This window comes from Nocardia sp. NPDC019395, assembly GCF_040632335.1.
Classification (GTDB): domain Bacteria; phylum Actinomycetota; class Actinomycetes; order Mycobacteriales; family Mycobacteriaceae; genus Nocardia.
On sequence record NZ_JBEYBT010000010.1, the window covers coordinates 163,617 to 183,793 of the forward strand.

General features: G+C 66.4%; 21 protein-coding genes. 7 read left to right on the forward strand and 14 right to left on the reverse strand.

Features of this window, described 5'->3' with window-relative positions; translation table 11 throughout:
- Positions 1–2 precede the first annotated feature (2 nt).
- Positions 3–602: a Uma2 family endonuclease gene (locus tag ABZ827_RS21885; protein WP_357239432.1), complete on the forward strand. Its 600-nt coding sequence runs from the start codon at positions 3–5 to the stop codon at positions 600–602.
- 235 nt (positions 603–837) lie between these two features.
- On the forward strand, positions 838–1,080 hold the full coding sequence (locus ABZ827_RS21890) for a hypothetical protein (RefSeq protein ID WP_357239435.1): 243 nt from the start codon (positions 838–840) through the stop codon (positions 1,078–1,080).
- Positions 1,081–1,472: 392 nt separating this feature from the next.
- Here ABZ827_RS21890 and ABZ827_RS21895 read toward each other — a convergent pair whose 3' ends face one another.
- Entirely contained in the window at positions 1,473–2,168 is a 696-nt protein-coding gene (locus tag ABZ827_RS21895; RefSeq protein WP_357239438.1) for an alpha/beta hydrolase, read from the reverse strand.
- A 76-nt stretch (positions 2,169–2,244) separates the two neighbouring features.
- On the opposite strand from ABZ827_RS21895, the gene ABZ827_RS21900 reads away from it, so the two are divergent.
- A complete protein-coding gene (locus tag ABZ827_RS21900) occupies positions 2,245–2,580 on the forward strand; it encodes a hypothetical protein (protein ID WP_357239441.1) in 336 nt (111 codons plus the stop codon).
- A 104-nt stretch (positions 2,581–2,684) separates the two neighbouring features.
- Here ABZ827_RS21900 and ABZ827_RS21905 read toward each other — a convergent pair whose 3' ends face one another.
- The 4 genes from ABZ827_RS21905 to ABZ827_RS21920 form a co-directional block, all read right to left on the reverse strand.
- Positions 2,685–3,314 (reverse strand): TetR/AcrR family transcriptional regulator, encoded by a 630-nt coding sequence (locus ABZ827_RS21905; protein WP_357239444.1) that lies wholly within the window; start codon positions 3,312–3,314, stop codon positions 2,685–2,687.
- Positions 3,315–3,389: 75 nt separating this feature from the next.
- A complete protein-coding gene (locus ABZ827_RS21910) occupies positions 3,390–3,866 on the reverse strand; it encodes a nuclear transport factor 2 family protein (protein WP_357239447.1) in 477 nt (158 codons plus the stop codon).
- 1,285 nt (positions 3,867–5,151) lie between these two features.
- Positions 5,152–5,655, reverse strand: coding sequence for a hypothetical protein (locus ABZ827_RS21915; RefSeq protein ID WP_357239449.1), 504 nt, complete (start codon positions 5,653–5,655; stop codon positions 5,152–5,154).
- Between the two features lie 657 nt (positions 5,656–6,312).
- A complete protein-coding gene (locus ABZ827_RS21920) occupies positions 6,313–6,939 on the reverse strand; it encodes an antibiotic biosynthesis monooxygenase (protein WP_357239452.1) in 627 nt (208 codons plus the stop codon).
- A gap of 637 nt (positions 6,940–7,576) precedes the next feature.
- Between ABZ827_RS21920 and ABZ827_RS21925 the strand changes: the two genes are divergently transcribed.
- The 3 genes from ABZ827_RS21925 to ABZ827_RS21935 all read left to right on the forward strand — a co-directional run bounded on the left by ABZ827_RS21925 (position 7,577) and on the right by ABZ827_RS21935 (position 9,290).
- Complete coding sequence (locus tag ABZ827_RS21925; protein ID WP_357239455.1) at positions 7,577–7,930, forward strand: hypothetical protein; 354 nt, start codon at positions 7,577–7,579, stop codon at positions 7,928–7,930.
- A gap of 274 nt (positions 7,931–8,204) precedes the next feature.
- Complete coding sequence (locus tag ABZ827_RS21930) at positions 8,205–8,339, forward strand: zeta toxin family protein (RefSeq protein ID WP_357239458.1); 135 nt, start codon at positions 8,205–8,207, stop codon at positions 8,337–8,339.
- 75 nt (positions 8,340–8,414) lie between these two features.
- Positions 8,415–9,290: an SAM-dependent methyltransferase gene (locus tag ABZ827_RS21935; RefSeq protein ID WP_357239461.1), complete on the forward strand. Its 876-nt coding sequence runs from the start codon at positions 8,415–8,417 to the stop codon at positions 9,288–9,290.
- 32 nt (positions 9,291–9,322) lie between these two features.
- Here the strand turns inward: ABZ827_RS21935 and ABZ827_RS21940 are convergent, their stop codons facing one another.
- The 5 genes from ABZ827_RS21940 to ABZ827_RS21960 form a co-directional block, all read right to left on the reverse strand.
- The gene (locus ABZ827_RS21940; protein ID WP_357239464.1) at positions 9,323–10,945 is read right to left on the reverse strand and encodes a PQQ-binding-like beta-propeller repeat protein; all 1,623 of its coding nucleotides are present in this window, start codon (positions 10,943–10,945) and stop codon (positions 9,323–9,325) included.
- Positions 10,946–11,031: 86 nt separating this feature from the next.
- Positions 11,032–12,366 carry an MFS transporter gene (locus ABZ827_RS21945; RefSeq protein WP_357239467.1) on the reverse strand — a complete coding sequence of 445 codons (1,335 nt, stop codon included), beginning with the start codon at positions 12,364–12,366 and terminating at the stop codon, positions 11,032–11,034.
- Entirely contained in the window at positions 12,347–13,132 is a 786-nt protein-coding gene (locus ABZ827_RS21950; RefSeq protein ID WP_357239471.1) for an ABC transporter ATP-binding protein, read from the reverse strand. The genes ABZ827_RS21945 and ABZ827_RS21950 overlap by 20 nt, the downstream gene beginning before the upstream one ends.
- Positions 13,129–14,124: an iron chelate uptake ABC transporter family permease subunit gene (locus ABZ827_RS21955; protein WP_357239617.1), complete on the reverse strand. Its 996-nt coding sequence runs from the start codon at positions 14,122–14,124 to the stop codon at positions 13,129–13,131. The genes ABZ827_RS21950 and ABZ827_RS21955 overlap by 4 nt, the downstream gene beginning before the upstream one ends.
- 71 nt (positions 14,125–14,195) lie before the next feature.
- Entirely contained in the window at positions 14,196–15,245 is a 1,050-nt protein-coding gene (locus ABZ827_RS21960) for an ABC transporter substrate-binding protein (protein ID WP_357239620.1), read from the reverse strand.
- Between the two features lie 373 nt (positions 15,246–15,618).
- Here ABZ827_RS21960 and ABZ827_RS21965 point away from each other — a divergent pair, with 373 nt between their 5' ends.
- Entirely contained in the window at positions 15,619–16,941 is a 1,323-nt protein-coding gene (locus ABZ827_RS21965; RefSeq protein WP_357239474.1) for a wax ester/triacylglycerol synthase family O-acyltransferase, read from the forward strand.
- Positions 16,942–17,003: 62 nt separating this feature from the next.
- Here the strand turns inward: ABZ827_RS21965 and ABZ827_RS21970 are convergent, their stop codons facing one another.
- From ABZ827_RS21970 to ABZ827_RS21985, 4 genes are read right to left on the reverse strand one after another with little or no spacing between them, the layout of a single operon-like run.
- A complete protein-coding gene (locus tag ABZ827_RS21970; protein WP_357239477.1) occupies positions 17,004–17,735 on the reverse strand; it encodes a lysophospholipase in 732 nt (243 codons plus the stop codon).
- Positions 17,732–18,325, reverse strand: a complete 594-nt coding sequence (locus ABZ827_RS21975; RefSeq protein ID WP_357239481.1) for a hypothetical protein — start codon at positions 18,323–18,325, stop codon at positions 17,732–17,734. The genes ABZ827_RS21970 and ABZ827_RS21975 overlap by 4 nt, the downstream gene beginning before the upstream one ends.
- Entirely contained in the window at positions 18,322–19,035 is a 714-nt protein-coding gene (locus ABZ827_RS21980) for an enoyl-CoA hydratase/isomerase family protein (RefSeq protein ID WP_357239484.1), read from the reverse strand. Before ABZ827_RS21980 ends, ABZ827_RS21975 begins: the two co-directional genes overlap by 4 nt.
- Positions 19,032–20,174: a CoA transferase gene (locus tag ABZ827_RS21985; RefSeq protein WP_357239487.1), complete on the reverse strand. Its 1,143-nt coding sequence runs from the start codon at positions 20,172–20,174 to the stop codon at positions 19,032–19,034. Before ABZ827_RS21985 ends, ABZ827_RS21980 begins: the two co-directional genes overlap by 4 nt.
- Between the last annotated feature and the right edge of the window lie 3 nt (positions 20,175–20,177).

The window sequence follows — 20,177 nt, forward strand, 5'->3', positions numbered from 1 at the left end:
CCGTGACGGCATCACATCCCGACGAACACCCTCGGGTCACCGCCGAAGAATTCCTGAATGCCGAACCGGATTCTCTCGGAGATGTCGAGATCGTGGATGGCCTCGTTGTGCGCTTGATGGCGCAGAGCGAAGCGCACAGCCGCGTAGTACGGCGCTTGGCCGCCGCCCTGGAAGACGCTCGCGACCCCGCCGGCCCATGCTTACGCATCGGGTCCGATGTCGCTGTCCGCTTCCCCGACGCCGACGACCGCCGAGACGACCACCAACTCAACATCCGCTACCCGGATATCTTCATCCGCGACTGCGAACCGTACGACGTGAACACCGTCCGAGACCATATCGCTCTGATCGTCGAGGTCGTCTCGAAGAGCACCGTCGACGCAGACACATCCGAAAAGCACAAAATGTATGCGCGGGCCGGCATTCCGGGCTACTTGATCGTCCACTTCGACAAGAGCTGGGAAACCATCGACCGCATCGAGGAATACCGACTCGACTGGTCCGGACTGCGATACATGCCGCACAAGGTCCACCACACCGCCCTGGTCCTCGACACACCGGTCACCCTCGCCATCACCTTCGACGCCCTCCACCGCCCCTGACCAGTAGTCCAGAATGAAACTGTACGGGACGTAGGCTCGCGGATCTGGGGACACGGGAAACCGTCCGAAGACAGACTTGATGGAATGTCAGATGACGAGCTGAAAGGTCTTGCCGAAGAGGCTGACGTTCGGATTCTCCATGAAACGAATTCTAAGGCGCCGGGAAAGTGCCCGGTAACAAGACAGCTCCGGTGCGCGTCATTTTGACGGAGAAGATAATTGCGGCATACGAGAGGTGACCATGGGTGAAAGATTTGAATTGAGGATAGAAGCCAACGATGACGCCCCTTTTACCGCAATGTTCGAGCCGCTCGGAATGACCATCGATATTGCTGCCGGTGACTGGATCACGGTCAAGCTCGATTGCGAAAAACTCGAGGAGCTGAGGATTTTCAACTGGAACGGTGGTATTTCAATAGAAATTCCAACCATGGGTACTGCCTATGATAAAAGCGGAAATGAGATCAGCAGGCTATGAACATCGATGCTAAGGGGGTCGGCAGCTAAATCTGTTGACCCGCATAGGGTGTAGGGCTGCGGTCCTACGAGGCCCCTGGGCTAGAGTCCCCTTAGCTCCACAGAAGTAGCAGGTCAGGTCCGATATTAGATCGGGTCTGACCTGTTTCATTGTGTGTGGCCCCGCGGTTACCACGCGTTTTGGTCGGGTCATGTTTCAGTGACGCGTCGTGGCGGGGTAGCGGCAGCGCGGTTGGCGCTGACCTGTCGTAGATGCAGCGGTTCAGCGCGCGCGATCAACGCCGCCGCTCGCCCGTGCAAGTCGACGGTGCCGCCCTGGACAGTAGTTCTTCCTCGGCACTCACGACGGTCTCCTGGCCTTCGGATCGTCGGTCGGCTCGTCCGTGGCTGCCGTCACAGGCTCAGCAGCAGGTCCCGGACCGCGGCGGGCTGGGACAGGAACGGGTGGTGGCCGGCGTCGAGTTCGACGACGCTGCCGGCCCGGCGGGCGAACTCGCGCTGCAGCCGCGGCGGGGTGCCCCGGTCCTGCGCGCAGATGAGGTACGTAGAGGGCAACTGCTGCCATGCGGCCGCCCCGACCGGCTGCCCGGTCACCTGCACGCTCTGCCGGGCGAGGTGGGCCGCCGCCTGCGCTTGGACCTCGGGGTCGCAGTCGTGCAGGAATGTATCCACGAGCAGCTCGGGGTGGACCCCGAATGTGCCGGCGTCGGGGTCGACGTCGAGAAACGGGGCGGGGCTGCCGTCCCCGAACTCCGACAGGCTCTGCCCGACCTCGGGCAGGTAGCTGGAGACCAGCAGCAGGTGCCGTACCGACCCGATTCCCGCGGCGGCTTCCGCGGTGATGATGCCGCCGTAGCTGTGGGCGACCACGATGGTCGGCTCGTCGCTGTCCTGCAGCGCCTGCCGCACCGCGGCAACATCTTCGGGCAGCCCCGGACCGTCGACGCCGCCGGGCAGGCCCGCCTCGCCGCAGCTCGGCAGCGCCGGGGCCACGCTCGGCACTCCTCGCTCCTGCAGCAGCTCGGCGGTGCGGTGCCACCACCACGACCCGTCCTGCACGCACGCGCCATGCACGAACACGACCCTCATCGCTACCTTCCCGTCTGCCTTGACTGCCCCTGCCGACGATAGACGTAGTAGCCGTTCCGTGAAAAAGAGTTGGGCGGTGGGTAGCCGACCGCAACCGCACATCGAGGAGAGGCTGCTCGATGCCTGCGCTGATCACGCCCTCGCGCGCGGCCTTCCCGACCGGCTCGAGCCGCCGGCCACCGCCACCGGCACCTCAGCCCGCATGCTGATTTATCACTTCGGCACCCGCGACGCGCTGCTGCGGGCCGTCCTCGGGCACGCGCGGCAACGTCAGCTCGACACATTCGGCGACCTCCTGCGGGTGCGACCCGACGGCGTGAACACGAAAACCGAACTGATCAATCGACAAATGTATGGCCGCGCCGGATCCAGCTGCTCCGCCACCGGATCCTCCTGGCCTGAAACCCATTAGCCACCACCGAAAGTGGGCCAGAGCCGGAAAAGGGCCTGTTCCCGTTCCAGTGGGAGGTCGATAACGGCCTGCGCCTGCCGTAGGTGGGCCGAGACGGCCTCGATTCACGTGGCGGGGTCGAGCGGATCCGGGAGGCGGACCAGTGACGCGAGGACGATCTCGCGCGCTGCGGCGACTGTCGCGGCGAAGGCAGCCGGGTCGCGGCCGACGCGTTCGGCGCCCGCACGCATTGCGCCGGACAGTAGCTCTACCACGAGTTGCAGATCGCCGATATCACGGAACTCCCCCTGTGCAATTCCGTCCCGGACCACGTTTTCCACCTCGACCACGATCGCGTTGAACGGATTGTCAGCCCCCTTCGGCACCTCGGCGACCAATGGGGCGGAGCCCGGCAGGAACATCAGCTGCATGGACTGGTCGGTGGATGCGTCCAGGACCGCCTCGATGATCTCTCGCATCCGCTCCGCGGCCGGGTCCGCGGACCGTGCGGCGATCGCGGTCACCCGCTCGACCACGGGTCGGCTCGCCCGCTGAGTCAGTGCCCGGACCAGTCCGCTCTTATCGCGCGCGTAGTTGTACAGCGTGTTGCGGGCGAGCCCGGCACGGGTCGCGATATGGCCCATGGTGATCGAGTCGTAGTCGCGTTCGAGCAGTAGCTGCCGCAGTGCCTCGGCGAGGTCGGTCCACACCTTCTCGTGGTGCTCCTCGATACTGGCCCCCTGGATCCGCGGCATCCGATAATCCTTCCTGTACAGCAGCTTTCGTCGTCGGTCGATAGCTGCGCAGCGGACGACTGCGAGGCCCTACCGTTACGTTGCCTGTTCGGCTGCCAGGTCGGCGGCCGACAAATGGGGGTTCTCCTGGTGGATTGAGGTGAGTTTCACCCGGCTGAGACGCCAGCCGTCCGCTGTGCGAACCGCTGCGTTGTCGTAGAAGCCGACCACCAGCCAGCGGTTGGGTCCGTCGCCGGCAACTTCCTGCGGCACCCAATGCTCGGCCCGGACGTGGGCGTGGATCGTCGCGCTGTCGCCATCGATATCGACGATGTGACCCGTGATGGCATGGTGAGTTGCTGTGTAGGAGGTGAAGCCGACGCGGAGGATCTGACGGTAGTCGTCGAGCGGCGTCGTCATCGGCGGGATGCCGGCGACGGACTCGAAATCCAGCGTGACCGGGTCGGTGAAGACGCGAAGGGGTAGTTCGGTGAACTCCTTCAGGTCCGCGATGTCGGCATAACGGCTCATCAGTTCGATGATCTCGGCGCGATCGGCAAGCGTGCTGGTCATTTCCCCCTCTATTCACTAGACGCAAGGGCTTGTGATGCCACAGGCCGAGTGCCCGGCACCGGCTCGGATTTTATGCGGACATTTCGTCGTAAAGATTACGACAGAGTGTCGCTAAAAGCAACCGGAGGCGAGCCCACCTCTGCGGATGTGCGATACCCTTTTCTGAAACGGGGGCGGTCAGATCGAATTCGGGGAGGCGGCGAGTTCGGCGTCCGAGCGAGCGCGATACGGAGTCCCGCGCGAGTGCATTGCCAGGATCCGAGGCGGCAAGGGCCCGGCGATCAGCGGCGCCGCAGTGCCGGATCGAGCAGTGCGGGCGGGGTGTCGTTCTTCTCGTGCGCGGCCAGGTCGGTGCCAGGGGCGTCGATCGCGTCGAGAACGTCGGCGGAGAGCACGGTGTCGACGGCATCGAGCTCGGCTCGGTTGGAGGGGATGGCACAGAGGCCGGCTGTCGTTCGGAGTGGTGCCCTAGCGTGACCGACCTGGTTCCACCGCCGATACCGCGCAGGTCGAGCCGAGTTTCGGCGGGTATAACAACGTAGGGATTCAAAGGCAAAAGGGAAGGTGAATCTTGTCCGATACGCCGGAAAGCCGTGGTACCGAAAAGAACGACCTCAGCAGTTCCCGGATCTACTCGTATAGTCGAGGCGTTCCGTTTCCTGAATATGATGCGGTATTCGAACCGTGGAATCTCCGATTTGCGCATTCGGTCCTGGTAGGATTAGTCAAGAGACAGGAACGAGGGGGGATTCGAGTTCAATCTTTTCGGCTTGTCGACGATGAGAACATTCTCGCTGTCGTCGTCGAGCACTACGGTAACGAAACCGTGTGTCAGGAGCGGGTCGGAGTCCGCCTTGGTCTGACCAAGCTGCGACAGATGGCCGGTGACGACAGTCCGGTTAGCGCAGCAAGCATCTATCTCGAGGACGTGACCATGCCTCCATCCTATTTTTCGGATGCTCACGACCCGGACGATATCTTGTGGGTGGACATACCTCGGTCGAGGTAGATCCACCCACTCGGGTCGAGCGGGTTCGATCGTGGTCCATAATCGTCTGCTTCGAGTACAGCCTCGATGGATTCCGGGTATCGGAGTTGATGTTTGTGTCCGGCCTTGTCCTGGCCCCAGCCATCCGCCCAGACGCCACTCCAATATCCTGCACGGATCACCATTTCCCCGTAGTCCGGGAAATTGGCGTTGATCGCATTGCCGACGACTTCACCGGTGTCATAGCCATCCTCGATATCTGCCGGCGGCCATGTCGCGCCATCGGGGACTGGATAGCTACGAATTGGTTTCTGCTTCGCACAACATCCCAATATTGCTGATCACCGACCCGTCGGATGTATCAATCCACACTGGCGACTCATCGACCAGTTGCGCGGTTAGCAGATTCCAACCCGTGCTGGGCCAATGCACAACTTCTAGGCCACCGGTGAGTTCAGCCTGAGCCACACCGGCCGCCCATACGGCCGCCACCGCAAATGATGCATCCATCGATATGCTTTCACGCTTGACCCAGTTATCGCTCCCGCCGGGGCGCAGCCATCCCAGCCCAACGGTGTAGCTGCCGTCGATCGAGAGTTCCCAAACCAAATCACTGCTGTCGAATCGGCCCCCGTACTGCAGGCATCGAATGTCCCGCGAAACGGCATTCAACGCCTCCACCCAAGCTCCGGGCGGGCTGAAACCCTCAGCGTCGAGTACCGGCATAGCACCGGATTGCATCGGTATATGCCACACCAGGATGTCCGAGTCGGAAAAGTTTCCAAAATCCGGCCAACCCATCAGGCCATTGTCGCATCAGAGTGCCAGGAGCGGCTGCCTCCGGGAACCCTTCACCATGAAGACAGGCTGTGCGGGCCACCGGCAGTTGCCACCTGCGTCGTAGACTTCAGGCCGGTGACGCACGCGGACTCGTGCACGGACATCGCCGAACGGCCATCCTCGGAATCTCGGGCCCCGGTGCTCGCTATTGCTCGAAAATGATGTCGACGACCGCGGCCTGCTCGGCGGTGCCAGCGCGGAAATACCGTGCCGAGTTCTCGAGCGAGGCGTGTCCGAGCAGCGACTGGCGCTCGACTGGTCCGGAAGATTGGCTGCCGCAGCTCCGGCCCCGTCGGGGCCGGGGACGCCCTCCCTCTGCTAGTGCCGCCGACTGAACTGTTCGCCGCCGGCCGGTCTCTGCCGTGGTGCACCCCATCGGTCCGAGAATGTCCGGCCGGACTTCCGACCAGTGTGTCGGTGGATCAGTGAACGGTCTGGCGGTCGGCCGTCATGGATTCATGCCCTTCATCGGTCATGAGGTCGGCGCAGCATTTCCGCAGGTCACCGACATTGCCCACCGTTTCCCATTATTTCCTGTTTGTGCAGGTAGATGGCTATATCTGGATCCCGGCGCTGCTTCTGTGTTCCCGTGATCTCCCGTGCTGGAGTCATCTGCCCTCAGACCAGCTCGGGGACGCGCAGATGGGCGAGCGCGATCTCGAAATCGCCGACTTCGAGCACGTTGACACCGGCTTGGCGGGTACCTTCGCGGCGTAGGTTCTCGAGTTGTTCGCGGTTTCGTTCGATCGCGGCGGAGCTGTCGAACGTCTCGCATGCGACGCCGCGTCCAGCTGCCCGGTCGATCAGCAGGCTCGTGCTGCAGAACCCCGGCATCTGTTCTAATTGCGACGCCACCATGGACTTGTAGGTCTCGACCGCTGCGTCGAACCGGCCCAGATCGTCGGCCTCGGCCCAGGTGATCTGGGCGCACGCGCCCTCGCGTATGCGATGGTCGCGGTGCATGGCCCCGACCTCCCACTGCTCGACCCGCGCCGAATCGGCACCGAACAGCTGGACGGCGCGGTCACGGAGCGAATGCGCCTGATCGGCGCTCTCGCGCATCGCCTCCTCGGACTCCCACGATGTCGTTGCGATGCAGCGACCTGACGACCGGTCGACCAGCAACGACATCCCGATACAGCCAGGTACGGCCTCCAGTGCGGGCATCACCTGGTCGCGCGTATGCGCGATCCCGGTGTCTATCGCGGAGGGCTTCGCTTGAATTGTTGTAGAACGTGCGTACACGACCCGCTCCCTCTGTGCTCAGGGCAGCGCCCCGGTGGCACCACCGATGCCCCCACGCTCCTCCGGCGCGACGGCTATAGCAATAGCTCGGAAGTAACCGGTATCGATCCCGCAAGAAGCGCCCCCCAATGCGTTCGCGGGCCTCACCAGGGCCAACAGGACCCGAATTCCGGCTGGTCGCATTCCCGGGGGAGCGGGTGACCAGAGCTGTAATCGCTGAAGCATCGCGGCACTGCCTGGTATTTCCGATTACCAGACAGTGCCCAACTATCCGCTGGAACTCCGCGATCGGCACGTGTGTGCGGTTGGCTTCTGCCCGGCGCCTGCGTTGTGCCTCGGCGATGCCCTTCGGTTAGCGACGCCGTTCAGCGATTCAGCTAGTGAATGTTGGATGCGGCGGTGGCTTGTCGTTACACGCGACAGCAGCCCCGTCAGGTTCGCAGGTCTCCTCAGACGCAGGGACTTTGTCGCTTCCCTTACGTACACCCCGGCGCATATCTTGCCCGGTCTGCTGAGTTGGGGGCAGACCTGGCCCGGTCCCTGTACACGATCACCGCCGAGATGGTGAAGTAGCGAGGTGGAACGATCGGCAGGCCTTGATGCGCACTTCGCCAGATGGGGGCGCAGCAAGGGGTGGATGCCGTTGTACCCGGACAACCCGACCGAACGCGAGTACCTACGGCAGTTTGCGACGCGCCCAGGCATGTTCATCGGTTTCACCACCGTTCGTGGTGTGACGTGTTTCCTGGAGGGTTACGATTACGCCGCCCGCCGGTCTGGAGGTCGAGGGCTGGATGGCTTTCGCGAATGGCTGCTCACCAACCATTTTCATCGCAGGAGCAATCTCGTGTGGTCGGGCTTGATCACACAGATTGCGCTGCCCGAGCGGGACGCCGGCACAGCCTTCGGCCCCGAGGAGGAAATCCGCATCCTCGAGGTGTTGTTCGAACTGCTCGACCAATTCCTTGCTGAACGTGAAAGCGCCGACTGAGCATCCGCACAGCTGACCGGCCTCATCGGCGTCTCGGACTCGACCGATACACCGGCGGCGAATACATCGGGCACCGCTACGGAAGCACCCCTGCGGAGGCGATCCGGGGCGAGGTCCACACTCGCGCAGCCGCGCCGACTATGCGACGACGGAGGCCGAGCTGCTGCCCCGCACCGGAGAATTCGAGCTGAACGATCCCCGAATCCGTTCGCTTTTCGATGAGCAGTAAAAGCCGGCGCTTCTCACTGACCGGCCGGGACGCCCCCTGAAACAGGTGGAAGAGCCTGTCCTCTATGTGGTCGGCGGGCAGCCCGGTGCGGGGAAATCGACACTGGTGGAAAGGATTTGCGATCGCCGGGCCGGCCGGGGTGGAAGTCGACGATCGTCCGCACCGCCGCCTGCAACATAGCCATAGTTGATGTTGCCGTGTTACCGTCGAGGTGCCTCGTATGAGGGGCGACCGCCCGGTTTGTGAGGAGACGTGATGGTGGCCAGTGGCGCCGCACCGATCGGGACCCACGCTGTGGGAGGGGACTTCGCCCGGCCCAGTGTTGCTCGTGTCTACGATTACAGCCTGGGTGGCAAGGACTGCTACGAGGTGGACCGCCGGGCATTCGAGCGGATCAGGCGAATTGCGCCGCGGCAAGGCGATGTTCATGTCATGAACCGGCGATGGCTGGCCCGTGCTGTCCGGATGTCGGCCGAGCGCTACGGGATCGGGCAGTTTCTCGATCTCGGTGCCGGACTGCCCACTCGCGATCCGCTCCATATCGTCGCGCAGGAATGCGGGCGCCGGGAGGTGCGGGTCGTGTATGTCGACAACGACCCGTTGTGTGTGGCCTACGGGCGGGCGATGTTGGAGTGCAACGAGAACACGTGGTGCCTGCCGTCCGATCTCACCGATGTCGCGGCGACGCTGGAGACGGCCGGGCGTTATCTCGATCTGCGGGAGCCGGTCGGGGCCCTTTTCGGCGCGGTGCTGCACCATATCTCCGACGAGCAGTGCCCGGCGGCGATTGTCTCCCGCTATATCGACCTGTTGCCCGCCGGGTCGTATGTGGCGATCAGCCACTACTGCGATCCCGGTACCGCACGCCCTGAGCTGCACGCGCTGGCCCGCCGGCTCGAAGGTGCGCATCTGGAAGCGGGTGTGGGGTCGGTACGGTTCCGGAGCTCGGAGGAGATCCGTGATCTGTTCGGATCGCTCGAACTCGTCGAGCCGGGATTGACCGAGCTCGACGATTGGTGGCCGCCGGGACCACCGAGCGGGATCCGGGCACCCGAAGCGCAGCTCATGCTCGGTGGGCTCGGCCGGAAAACGCGGCCGGGGATCGTGCGGGCGCTGCCGTCGCGGCGCTGAACCCGGTTGTTGCTCTCTCGCTTCGAGCAGAATCAGGGAAGACCGAAGGCCAGCAGGACATTGCCCGGCATACCGGTGGTGATCTGCCGGCCGTAACCGGAATTGGTGAACAGCATTCCGTTCGCGACGACGGCGCCGTGCCCGTTGATACCGCCGCCGGCGCCCGGCACCCCGTTCACGGTGTGGAAGTGCCGTGCCGTGTTGTATTCCCAGAGAATGGCACCGGTCTCGGCGGAGAAGACGCGCATCTTGCCGTCCAGGCTGCCCTCGTAGACCAGGCCGGGTGTCGACGAGACAGCGTTCGGCATGGCGAGCTGGCACAGCGGAAGCATCGGTAGCGGCGGTGGATCGAACAGGCAACCGTGGGCGGGGTTCGGCGTGCTCCAGATGACCTCGCCGGTCGCCGGGTGCAACGCGAAGAGTGTGCCCGGCGTGCCCTGGTAAGTGGCGACATACAGGCGGTGGCCGTCATAGCTGGCGCCCCATTGAATGCCTTGCAGCGATTCCGAGCCGGGGATGGGCAGCACCGGAACCGGCGTGTTCAACCTGGTCTGCCAGATGATCTCGCCGGTGACGGCGTCGAGTAGATGGTAGACACCGCTCTTCTGGCCCGCGCCGACGACCGACCGGTCACCTATCTCGAAAATGTTCGGCTGCGAACCGAAGTCGAAATCGTGGCCCGGCTCGGGGCAGTTACCGCCCGGTGGCGGGTAGGTGCAGCGGCCGTTCCAGGGGGCTTCCCCGGGAGTCATCCGCCGGACCCACCGGGCGGTTCCGCTGTCGACGTCCAGCGCGCCGATCGCTTCCGCACCCTCGGGATAGCCGGTGTAGGCGTTGCCGGCGGTGTAGTACAGCGTGCGCGACTCGGGATCGACCGTGGGTGAGGACCACACCGGCGCACCGCTGGGAGCAAACGGCGGCGACCCACTGGGGGTCGGTTCCGGTGCCGGGATCGTGTGGTGCTGCCATTGCACCTCGCCGGTCGCGGAGTCGAGCGCCACAACACTTCCCCGGAAGGTGCAACACGGGTACAGGTCGCTGGTGGCGGCACCCAGCTCTTGACTGGACACACCGACATAGACGTGACCCTCGAACACGAGGGGCGAACCGGTGATGATCGCGTAACGATGGTTGTCCAGTTGCCGAACCCAGCGCTGGGCACCGGTCTTCGCGTCGAGGGCCCACATCCTGGCCGAGTTGTCGCCGAAGTAGACCGTTCCGTCGACGACCGCGGGCCCGTTGCGCAGCCCGTACGTCGGGAGGTTTCCGCCGAGGGGCGTCTCGGCTCGGAACGACCACCGGGTCGCACCCGTGTACGCGTCCAGCGCATAGAACGTCCCGTTGCGACCACCGACGTAAACGGTTCCGTCGACGACCGCCGGCTGGCTGGACGCCGCGATCGAGTCGGGAAACGCGAACGCCCACTTCAACTGCAACGAGGACACTGTGGCCGGCGTGAGGGCGGTCTCGTGGGGGTTGTACCGGGAACCGGCGAGGTCGAACTGCCACATCGGCCAGTCGCCGTCGGCGCCGGCAGCGGGAGCGGCGTTCCCTACGCCGGACATCGGCAACAGCAAGGAAGCAACGGCCACGAAGATCACTGAACGCAGGAACGATTTCTTCCGAAGTCCGAATGCCCGAGCCGCGAAGATCATCGCCAGAGTCTTTCCGTTTATGGTGATGAAATCGTCCCACTCGGGAGGCCGGGAATTCTCGGACCGGAGGCGAATTGTCGAAAATGTTATCCGGCGGCCCCGCGCGGCAGGGAGGGCGGCGCCGAATCATGGGAGCGCAGTCGGAGCTTCAACACCAAGGAGCTCGCAAGTAGCGCCAGAGCGACGGCGCACCACGGCACGGCGAGCCCCCAGCCGGTGGCCGGCAACAGGTCGATCAAGACTCCGGTGAGCACCGAGCCGACCAGGACGGCGAGTCCGCCGATCGAGGCGAAAAGCCCATAATAGGTCCCGAGACGGCGTTCAGCGGCCATGCGTGGCACCAGGTCTCGGGCGAGGGGCATGGTAGTCATCTGACCCAGTGTCAGGAGGAGAGTGAATACGGCGGGCGGGATGAGTGCGGGCACGCCGTGGAGTTGCCGCGGGGCCAGGAGAGCCATCACGACGAATGCGGCAGCCGTCACGAGCAGACCCCCGGGCAGGGCCGCGGCGGTGCGCACCCGCCGGGTGATGGGTAGCTGGGCGATGACGACGAATATCGACGCCAGGGCGAAGTACCAGCCCAGCGGCGCCTGCGACCCCCAGGTGCGGTCGAGCTCCAGCGGTAACAGCAGGTACAGCTGGTTGTACGCCACCAACTGAGAGCTCATCGCCACCGCGAACAGCAGAAAGGTTCTGTTCCCGGCCACTTCCCGCCAGCCGTCGAGCCATCCTTCGGCAGCGTGGGCGCCGGGCTGTGTGGGGAGCCGTCGCAGATGGACGACCAGGATTACCGCGAAGACACCGGCCGCAACCAGGCAGGCGGCGGAAAAGCCGACCGCCAGCAGGAGCGATCCGAGCAGCGGGCCGATGAACGTGCCGATCTGGCCGTACGCGGCGAAGAGCGCGAAAACGTCCTTTCTGGACTGGCCGCCGTCCTCGGCGCTTCCGGCGGCGGTAGCGAGGGCGGACTCGACTGCCGGGGAGAACAGCGCGCCGGCGAATCCGGTCAGGACGGTCGCCACCACGATTCCGGGCACCGACCCGGCGAAGGCCAACCCGGCGAAGCCGAGGATCCGGCACACACAACCGGCGACGACCACGGGTTTCACACCCCACCGATCCGCGAGCGAGCCTCCGATGAAGAACAGGCCCTGCTGGGAGAACGTGCGGAGCCCGAGTACCACGCCGACGAACGCCGCCCGCAGGCCGAGGTCCTCCGTCAGATGCACCGACAGGTACGGCAACACCATGAAAAAGCCGATATTGAACGCGAGTTGGGTCAGAACGAGTAGCCGGACGGTCTGGGTCGCGGCCGTGAGGCCGGTCAGCAGCGACCATCGGCGGCCGAGCGCCCGGGGAGCACGTGCCGCCGCGCCGGGCGGTGGCGAGGCCGGCCGGCCGCTACCGCGCGGGGACGGCAACAGGCCCCGGTTCGAACAGGATCGAGAGCCGCCCCTTCGACTCGTCGACAAGAACCTCGGCGCGGACGTTGTATACCTGGGCGATCAGTTCGGAGGTCAGCACCTCCGCGGGTTTTCCGCCGGCCACGACCCGGCCCTCTTTCAAAACGACGACGGTATCGCAGAACATGGCCGCGAGGTTGAGGTCGTGCAGGGCGATCACACTGGTGACGGGCAGCCGGGTGACCAGCGCCAGCAACTCCAGTTGATGATGGATGTCCAAATGATTGGTCGGCTCGTCCAGCAGGAGCTCACGCGGCTCCTGAGCGAGGGCGCGGGCGATCTGGACACGTTGCTTCTCCCCACCGGAAAGCCGGTGCCAGAGCCGGTTCGCTTTCGCGGTGAGGCCGGTGTGCTCGAGCGCGGCCGCCACCGCGGCGTCGTCGGTGGTGGGGTTCCCGCCGAATGTCGTCCGGTGCGGGATGCGCCCGAGGCGTACGACGTCACCGACCGTGATGTCGAGGTCGGTGTCGGCGTGCTGGGCGACGACGGCCACCGCGCGCGCGATCTCTTTGCGCCGCATGGTGGACAGGTCGTCGCCGTCGAGGGTGACAACACCCGCGGTGGGGCGTACGACACCGTTGAGCAGATGCAGCAGGGAGGATTTCCCGGACCCGTTCGGACCGAGCAGGCCCACGGTCTCGCCCGGTGCCGGAGTCACCGTGACTCCGTCGACAACGAGCGCACCGCCGCGGTTCCAGCTGACGGTATCGGCGTGCAGGGTCACCGGACTCTCCTCCTGCGCGACAGAATGACGATGAACGCGGGCACGCCGACCAGTGCGGTGCCCACACCCACCGGCAGCGGGGTGGGCGCGAAGGCGACGCGGGACACGGCATCCACCCACACCATGAAGACCGCCCCCAGTAACGCTGTCGCGGGAACCAGCCGGCTGTGCCGGGGCCCCAGTAGGAATCGCGCCGCGTGGGGGAGCACCAGCCCGACGAACCCGATGGCACCGGCGACACTGACGAGGGTCGCGGTGATGATCGCCGTGCACACCAGGAGCATGAGCCGGAACTTCCCGACCGAGATGCCGAGCGATGCCGCGACCTCGTCGCCGAACGAGAACGCATCGAGGACGTGCGCGTAGTACAGGCACACCGCCGTCCCGGCGAATACCACCACCGCGCACAGCCGGACGTCGTCCCAGCGGACGCCTTCGAGCGAGCCGAGGAGCCAGAACATCACACCGCGGGTCTCGTCGGAGTCCGCGAACGCGAAGATGACGAACGAGGTCAGCGCCGAGAACAGCTGCGTACTGGCAACACCGGCGAGGATGACCCGGTCGTTGCTGCCGCCGGAGAGGCGGGCCAGCAGCAGCACCAGCCCGAACGCGATCAGCGCTCCGATGAACGCCCCGCCGGACAAACCGAGCGCGGCGCTGCCCACGCCGAGAACACCGACGATGACGGCACCTGTCGACGCGCCCGACGAGATGCCCAGGACGAACGGGTCCGCCAGCGGGTTGCGCAGTAGCGACTGCATGATCACGCCGCAGATTCCGAGCCCCGCGCCGCACGCGGCAGCCACCAGCGCGCGCGGGAGCCGCTCCTCCCAGACGATCGCGTTCTTCGCCGCCCGCACCGGAATATCGGTGAGACCGAGGTGATTGAGCAGGACGTCACGGACGTTCACCAGTGAGATGTCCGCCGGGCCCAGGGTGACGGCGACGAGGACCGACAGAGTGAGCGCGACGACCCCGCCGACTGCGATCAGCGACCCGGCGACCCATTGTCGCCGCCGAGCCCGTTCGGGGACGACGGTGCCGGCGCGGTCGCGGGTGGCGGTCAGTTGGGCACCTGCCCGTCGCGAAGCCCGGCGACGATCTTCTCGAGTCCGTCGACGGCCCGGATGGACGGGTTCATCTCGGCGCCGTGCAGGGCGATGTACCGCTTGTTGCGCACGGCGTCGAGGTTGCGCGTGACGGGATCGGATTCGAGGAAAGCGATCTTGTCGGCCAGCAGGTCCCCGGGAAAGCGGTTGCGCAGCAGATCGCCGAGGACGAGGACATCCGGATTGCGTTCGACAACGGTTTCCCAGCCGACCGCGGGCCAGTCGTCGGTCAGCTCCGCGAAAGAGTTGGTCGCACCGACCGAGGTGGCGAGCAGGTTCGCCGAACCCAGCCCCCCGGCCACGTACGGGCTCTTGGTATCGGCGAACCAGAACGCCATCGACACCTTCGACTTCTCTAGGTCGGCCAGGGCCGCGGTCTCGCGGCTCTTCAGTTCGTCGATGAGTTGCGCGCCCCGGTCGTTCACATCGAAGACCGCGGCGAGCTCACGGATCTCCTGATACAGGGAATCCATCGTCAGTGGTGTGGTGCGCTTCCCGCCACCGTTGACGCTCACACCGTTATCGCAGTCGGTCGGCGACAGATACGTCCCGATCCCGGTCTCTTCGAAACGGTTCCGCTCCGCGACGCCGCCCTGTGCGAAATGCCGGCCGAACGATGCGGTGACGAAGTCGGGATCGGCGCCCAGGACGACCTCGTAGGTCGGTGCGTTCTCCGCGAGGCGCGGAACCGACGCGTTCGCTGCGGCCAGGTTCTCGCGAATGGGGTCCGTCCACGACGCGGTTCCTGCTATGCGGTCGCCGAGCCCGAGCGACAGCAGGATCTCGGTCGAACCCTGATCCAGTGACACGACCCGCTGCGGTGCAGCGTCGACGGTGACTGTCTCACCACAGTTGTCGAGGACTACCGGGTAGGTGGTACTGCCTTCTCCGGCGGATACGGTGCCGCGGTCGTCGACCTGCTCGGATTGGCCGCAGGCGACGAGTGTGCTCGCCAGCACGGCGGCGACGGCCACGAGACCGATCCGGCTCACGAAAGATTTCACGTTCGTCACGGCTTTCTGCTTCTCGGCGACAGGTGGTGCTCCGCGCGATCACTGTGAGGCGGAAACCGCAACCTGAACCGAGCAAGCAAGCGAACGCTAGCATAGTAAACCTATCCTAAGTATCGGGGTGTGGCCGCTGTTCGAAGTCGATCGGCTGCGGATCGGGCATCGGTGGCCGGTGTCGCATGGATGCGTATCGCCCCTGGTCCACTCGGGGCAGGGTGCGAGACAATGGGGAGTCGTCGATCAACGGATCGATCAGACCGATAAGGCGCACGGCTATGGGCTCTCGGACAGCTGGTAGTACCCGGTCGGACCCCAGGACGGCCCCGGTGTCCTGCTTCGACCTCCCCGCAGGAAAGGACCGGCGGAGATGACCGAGTTGCAGCCGCTGGATACGGGCTTCATCGAACTGGAGGATGCCGATCCCCGGGTCAGCCTGGGTATCGCCGTCGTCGCGATCATGGCCGGCGAGCCGCCGCCGCGGCACCGGCTGGCGGAAACGCTGAATCGGCGGTTGTCCGCCGTGCCGCGGTTGCGGCAGCGGGTGCGCCGGACACCCTTGGATCTGACCGCACCGGTGTGGGAGGACGACCCCCGGTTCGATATCGCGCACCATCTTCGGTGGACCGCGCTGCCCTCCCCGGCCGACGAGACGACACTGTGGGAGCTGGTGGCCGCGGAAATCGAAGAGCGCCTGGATCGCGACCGTCCGCTCTGGTCCTGCACCGTGGTGGAGGGGCTGGCCGGCGACCGCTGGGCACTGCTGATGAAGGCCCATCACAGTCTGGTCGACGGGGTGTCGGGCGTCGGTGTGTTCGAGAAGCTCTGCGATCCGTGGCCCGCGGCCACCCCGAGCGATGCGCCCGCTGTCCGCCGTGAACGTCGACGGCCGGGGATTTCGCGGATGCTGACGTTGCCGATGGCGGTGCCGGGGGCGGTGCTCGGCACGGTTCGTAGCCTCGTTCCGGTCGGAGCTGCCGTGGTCGGGCCCGGCCCGGAGTCGTCGCTGAACGGGCCGATCGGTCACCAGCGCCGATACGTCGCGGTGCGGTTACCGCTGCGGTCGGTGCGAGAGATCGGCAGCGCCTACGAGGTCACCGTCAACGATGTGGTCCTGGCGGTACTCGCCGCCGGGTACCGCGAGCTGTTGCTACGCCGCGGCGAGGAAACCGGCGCACCCGGATTACGAATCCTGGTGCCGGTATCCATGCGGGCCGAGCATGCGAAATACGTTATGGACAATCGCGTTTCGGCGGTACTGCCGTATCTGCCGGTCGACCGGGCCGACCCGGTGGAGCGTCTGCGCACCGTGCACCAGCGGATGCGGCACGAGAAGTCCGGCGGGGCGGCGGGCGCCGAGCACACGGTTCTGGGGCTGGCACATCTGCTGCCGTTCGCCGCCGTGGCCTGGACTCTGCGCGCGGTGGCCCGGTTTCCGCAGCGCGGTGTCGCCGCGCTGGCAACCAATGTGCCGGGGCCGCGACACCAGCTCGGGCTGGACGGGCGACCGGTGCTGGAACTGCTGCCCGCGGTCCCGATCGCCATGCGGCTGCGCACCGCGATCGCCATACTCAGCTACCACGACCAGTTGGTATTCGGGATCACCGGTGACTACGACACGACCCCCGATATCGAAACCCTCGCCGAAGGGATCCAGCGGGCCATAAGCGAACTCGCCGATCGCGCCGGCTGATGGAGCTACTGTCGCGGGCAATCGAATTCGAGTGGGTGTTCTACCGCGACTCGGTCAGGCACTCAGCCCAGCCCGGTCACGATCGGAGGGGCCTCGGGGCTCAGCCGCAGCGACTCGAGGAACAGCACGATCGTCGCCGCGACGGAGCGGTGCGCGACATCGTTGAGCACATCGTGGCGGCCGCCCTGCACGAGGCGGACATCGGTGCGCGCGGCCCGCGCGTACACCTCGAGCGCCGGAGCGAGCGGGGTGACGCGGTCGTCGGTGCCGTGCAGGGCGAGCGTCGGCCGGTCCTGCGCGCCGATGGCGATCGTTTCCCACGGCAGCGGCGAAGCTATTGCGCCGCGGGCGAACTCCTCGTCCGTCGCGAGCACGGCACGGTGCACCGGGCAGGCCGTGCGGGCGTCGACTTCGTCCGCCCAGTCGGCCCCGACTTCGCCGTGCGCGGATCCCGGGAGGGCGATCGCCGCCAGCACAGCGCCGTCCACCGGCAGCTCCGCGACGAACTGCCCCGCGAGCGCGGCCCCGCTGTCCGAGCCGAGCAGGACTCGGGGCGCCGGCAGCGATTCGTCGGCCAGCAGCTCTTCGACGGCGGCGCGGGCGTCGGCGATGTCATCGAGCGTCACGGGCACATACCGCACCCGGTACCCGTCGGCGGCGAGCCGACGGCCCAGGCGCGCGTATGATGCGGCGGTTTCACCGCGTCCGGGGAGCAGTGCGACGGTGCCGCGCGGTGTGGCCCCCTCGGGCTCGTTCCAGGCGCCGGTGGCCGCGTATTTCTGCGTGGTTGTCATTCGGTCGTTCCTCCTGCCCAGGCAGAGGTGAACCAGTGCACCGCACCGGTTTCCGGGTTGTAGGACCGGCGCGGGAGAGTTCCGATATCCGCGCCGTACACGTGTATTCCGATCACCGGTTCGTCGCCGCCGCAGCGCACCTGGTGGATATCGTCGTCGGTGGTGCAGCACACCGTCACCTGGCCGGTTGTCCACTCCGAGGTGCCCGCCTCGACGAGGGGAGCTCCCTCGGCCGGCGGCTTCCGGAACCGGGTCTCGATCTCGGTACCGCGGTGGATCCCCACGACTCCCCATGTTTCGTGGCCGTGGGCCGGGGTCCCCTGACCGACATTCCATACAGCGCTGGCGATCGAGAAAGCGCCGTCCGGGGCGACGTGCAGCGGGTACATGACGTAGTGGTCGGGGTCGGGTCGCGTCTTCTCCGCCGGCAGGTCGAATCCGGCGGCCAGGACCGCGGCGAGCTCGTCGCGGATGGCGGCGGCCAGCGCGCGCTCGCCGGGTATATCGCGGATGAGCTGTGCGACGGTGTCGGCGAACGCCGCCAACTCGGGTACGTCGGTCTGGACCGAGACGATCGGGGGTCGGGTCATGACGGCTCCTTACTCGGAGTTCGGGACGATAGGACGCGGTGCCGGTATGCGGTCAGGCGTTCGTGCAGACCGGGCGCGGTGACGGATCGGGTGAGGGCGGCGAGTGCGGCGTCGGTGCTGTGCACCGGACGCGCCGCCGCCAGCAACGCGGGGCGGGTCTCCGGATCGGTTCGCGCCCAGGCGTCGAGGATCCCGGGTAGCTCGCCGGGTGCGCCGGTCACCAGTCCCCGGGCATCTCGGGCGGCGACCGTATCGCCGCCCAGGAACATCAGAGGATCGGTGATGCTGCCCAGGCGGGCGGTTCCGAGGACCACACCGAACCGCGCCCCCGGGAAGGCGAAGCGGGCATCCGGTCCGGCGAGCCGGTGATCGCAGGCGGCGACCAGATCCGCCCCGGCCCCGATCGCGCTGCCCTCCACCACGGCCACCGTGAGATACGGCGCGGTGGACAGCTTTTCGAGTAACAATCCGATCCGCAGGAACCGGCAGGCGAGCGAGGCGTCCGATTCGCGGGACAGGCCGGTCAGATCGAACCCGGCGGCGAAGTGCCGCCGATTCCCGGTGAGTATCAGGGCTTCCGGGCGGGCTGTCGCCGCCTCGTCGAGTACCTCGTGCAGGGCGTCGACGAGCGCGGGCGACAGTGCATTGGCCGCCGCCGGGCGATCGAGGCGGACCTCCCAGACGGCACCGCGCTGCACGACGAGGGTCATGCGCCGCACCACTCGTCGAAGACCTCGTCGTCGCCGCCCAAGCGCGGTGCCGCCCGGTCGAGGCGTGCGTCCTGGCCCTCGATCCGCACCGGGAAGACGACGGTCGGGGTGGGCCCGGCGACCGGGACATCGAGTGAACCGACCAACCCGGCGCTGCGCACGTGCTCGTCGGACAAGATGTCGCCGAAGGAGTTGACCGGCCCGCACGGCACTCCGCGCGCGCGGAGTTCGGTGATCCAATGGTCGCGTTTCTCGGTCGCGAACCGGCGCTGGAGGATTGCCGCCAGTTCGGCGTGGTGCGCGACCCGGTCCAGCTGGGTCACGAAGCGTGGATCGTCGACCAGCTCGGGTGCCCCGACCACCTCGGCGACCGCGGCCCACAGCCGATCGTTGCCCGCGGCGACGGTGAAATCACCGTCTACGGCGGTGAATCCCTGGTACGGCGCATTGCGGGGATGCGCGGTGCCCAGCCGCGCCGGCTCCACCCCCGACCCCCAGTACTCGCTGGTCTGCAGCGCCGAAACACCGATCAGGCAGTCGAGCATCGGGCAGTCCAGTCGCACGGACCGGCCTTCGGCGCGGGCCTGGGGCAGTACGGCGGCGATACTGTAGGCGGCGTACAGCCCGGCGGTGAAATCACCCACCGGGATCCCTGCCTTCACCGGCCCGCCGTCCGGCTCGCCGGTTACGCTCATCAGTCCCGACATCCCCTGGATGACTACGTCGTAGGCGCCGTGGTCGACGTAGGGGCTGGTCAGGCCGTAGCCGGAGATCGAGCAGTACACGAACCCGGGATGGCGCACCCGGTCGTAGCCGACGCCGAGGCGGTCCAGCACCCCCGGCCGGTAGTTCTCCACCAGCACATCGGCGGCGGCGACCAGGTCGCGGACCCGCGCCAGGTCGGCCGGGTCGCGCAGGTCGGCGACCACCGACCGTTTGTTGCGGTTGACCGAGGCGAAATTGTGGCTGAACCGCTCGTCGCCGTTGTCGGCGAAGGGCGGCCACGCGCGCATCTGATCGCCCGTGGGCGGTTCGATCTTGACCACATCGGCGCCGAGATCGGCGAGCAGCATTCCCGCGAACGGGCCGGCCGCGACGTGGGCGAACTCCACGACGCGCACACCGTGCAATGGGCGCATCCG

Coding starts and splice junctions, on each gene's coding strand:
- ABZ827_RS21895 (WP_357239438.1), bottom strand. CDS start 2,168: ATGAGGGTCGTGTTCGTGCATGGCGCGTGCGTGCAGGACGGGTCGTGG.
- ABZ827_RS21905 (WP_357239444.1), bottom strand. CDS start 3,314: ATGCCGCGGATCCAGGGGGCCAGTATCGAGGAGCACCACGAGAAGGTG.
- ABZ827_RS21910 (WP_357239447.1), bottom strand. CDS start 3,866: ATGACCAGCACGCTTGCCGATCGCGCCGAGATCATCGAACTGATGAGC.
- ABZ827_RS21915 (WP_357239449.1), bottom strand. CDS start 5,655: ATGGGTTGGCCGGATTTTGGAAACTTTTCCGACTCGGACATCCTGGTG.
- ABZ827_RS21925 (WP_357239455.1), top strand. CDS start 7,577: ATGCCGTTGTACCCGGACAACCCGACCGAACGCGAGTACCTACGGCAG.
- ABZ827_RS21935 (WP_357239461.1), top strand. CDS start 8,415: ATGGTGGCCAGTGGCGCCGCACCGATCGGGACCCACGCTGTGGGAGGG.
- ABZ827_RS21940 (WP_357239464.1), bottom strand. CDS start 10,945: ATGATCTTCGCGGCTCGGGCATTCGGACTTCGGAAGAAATCGTTCCTG.
- ABZ827_RS21965 (WP_357239474.1), top strand. CDS start 15,619: ATGACCGAGTTGCAGCCGCTGGATACGGGCTTCATCGAACTGGAGGAT.
- ABZ827_RS21970 (WP_357239477.1), bottom strand. CDS start 17,735: ATGACAACCACGCAGAAATACGCGGCCACCGGCGCCTGGAACGAGCCC.
- ABZ827_RS21975 (WP_357239481.1), bottom strand. CDS start 18,325: ATGACCCGACCCCCGATCGTCTCGGTCCAGACCGACGTACCCGAGTTG.
- ABZ827_RS21980 (WP_357239484.1), bottom strand. CDS start 19,035: ATGACCCTCGTCGTGCAGCGCGGTGCCGTCTGGGAGGTCCGCCTCGAT.
- ABZ827_RS21985 (WP_357239487.1), bottom strand. CDS start 20,174: ATGCGCCCATTGCACGGTGTGCGCGTCGTGGAGTTCGCCCACGTCGCG.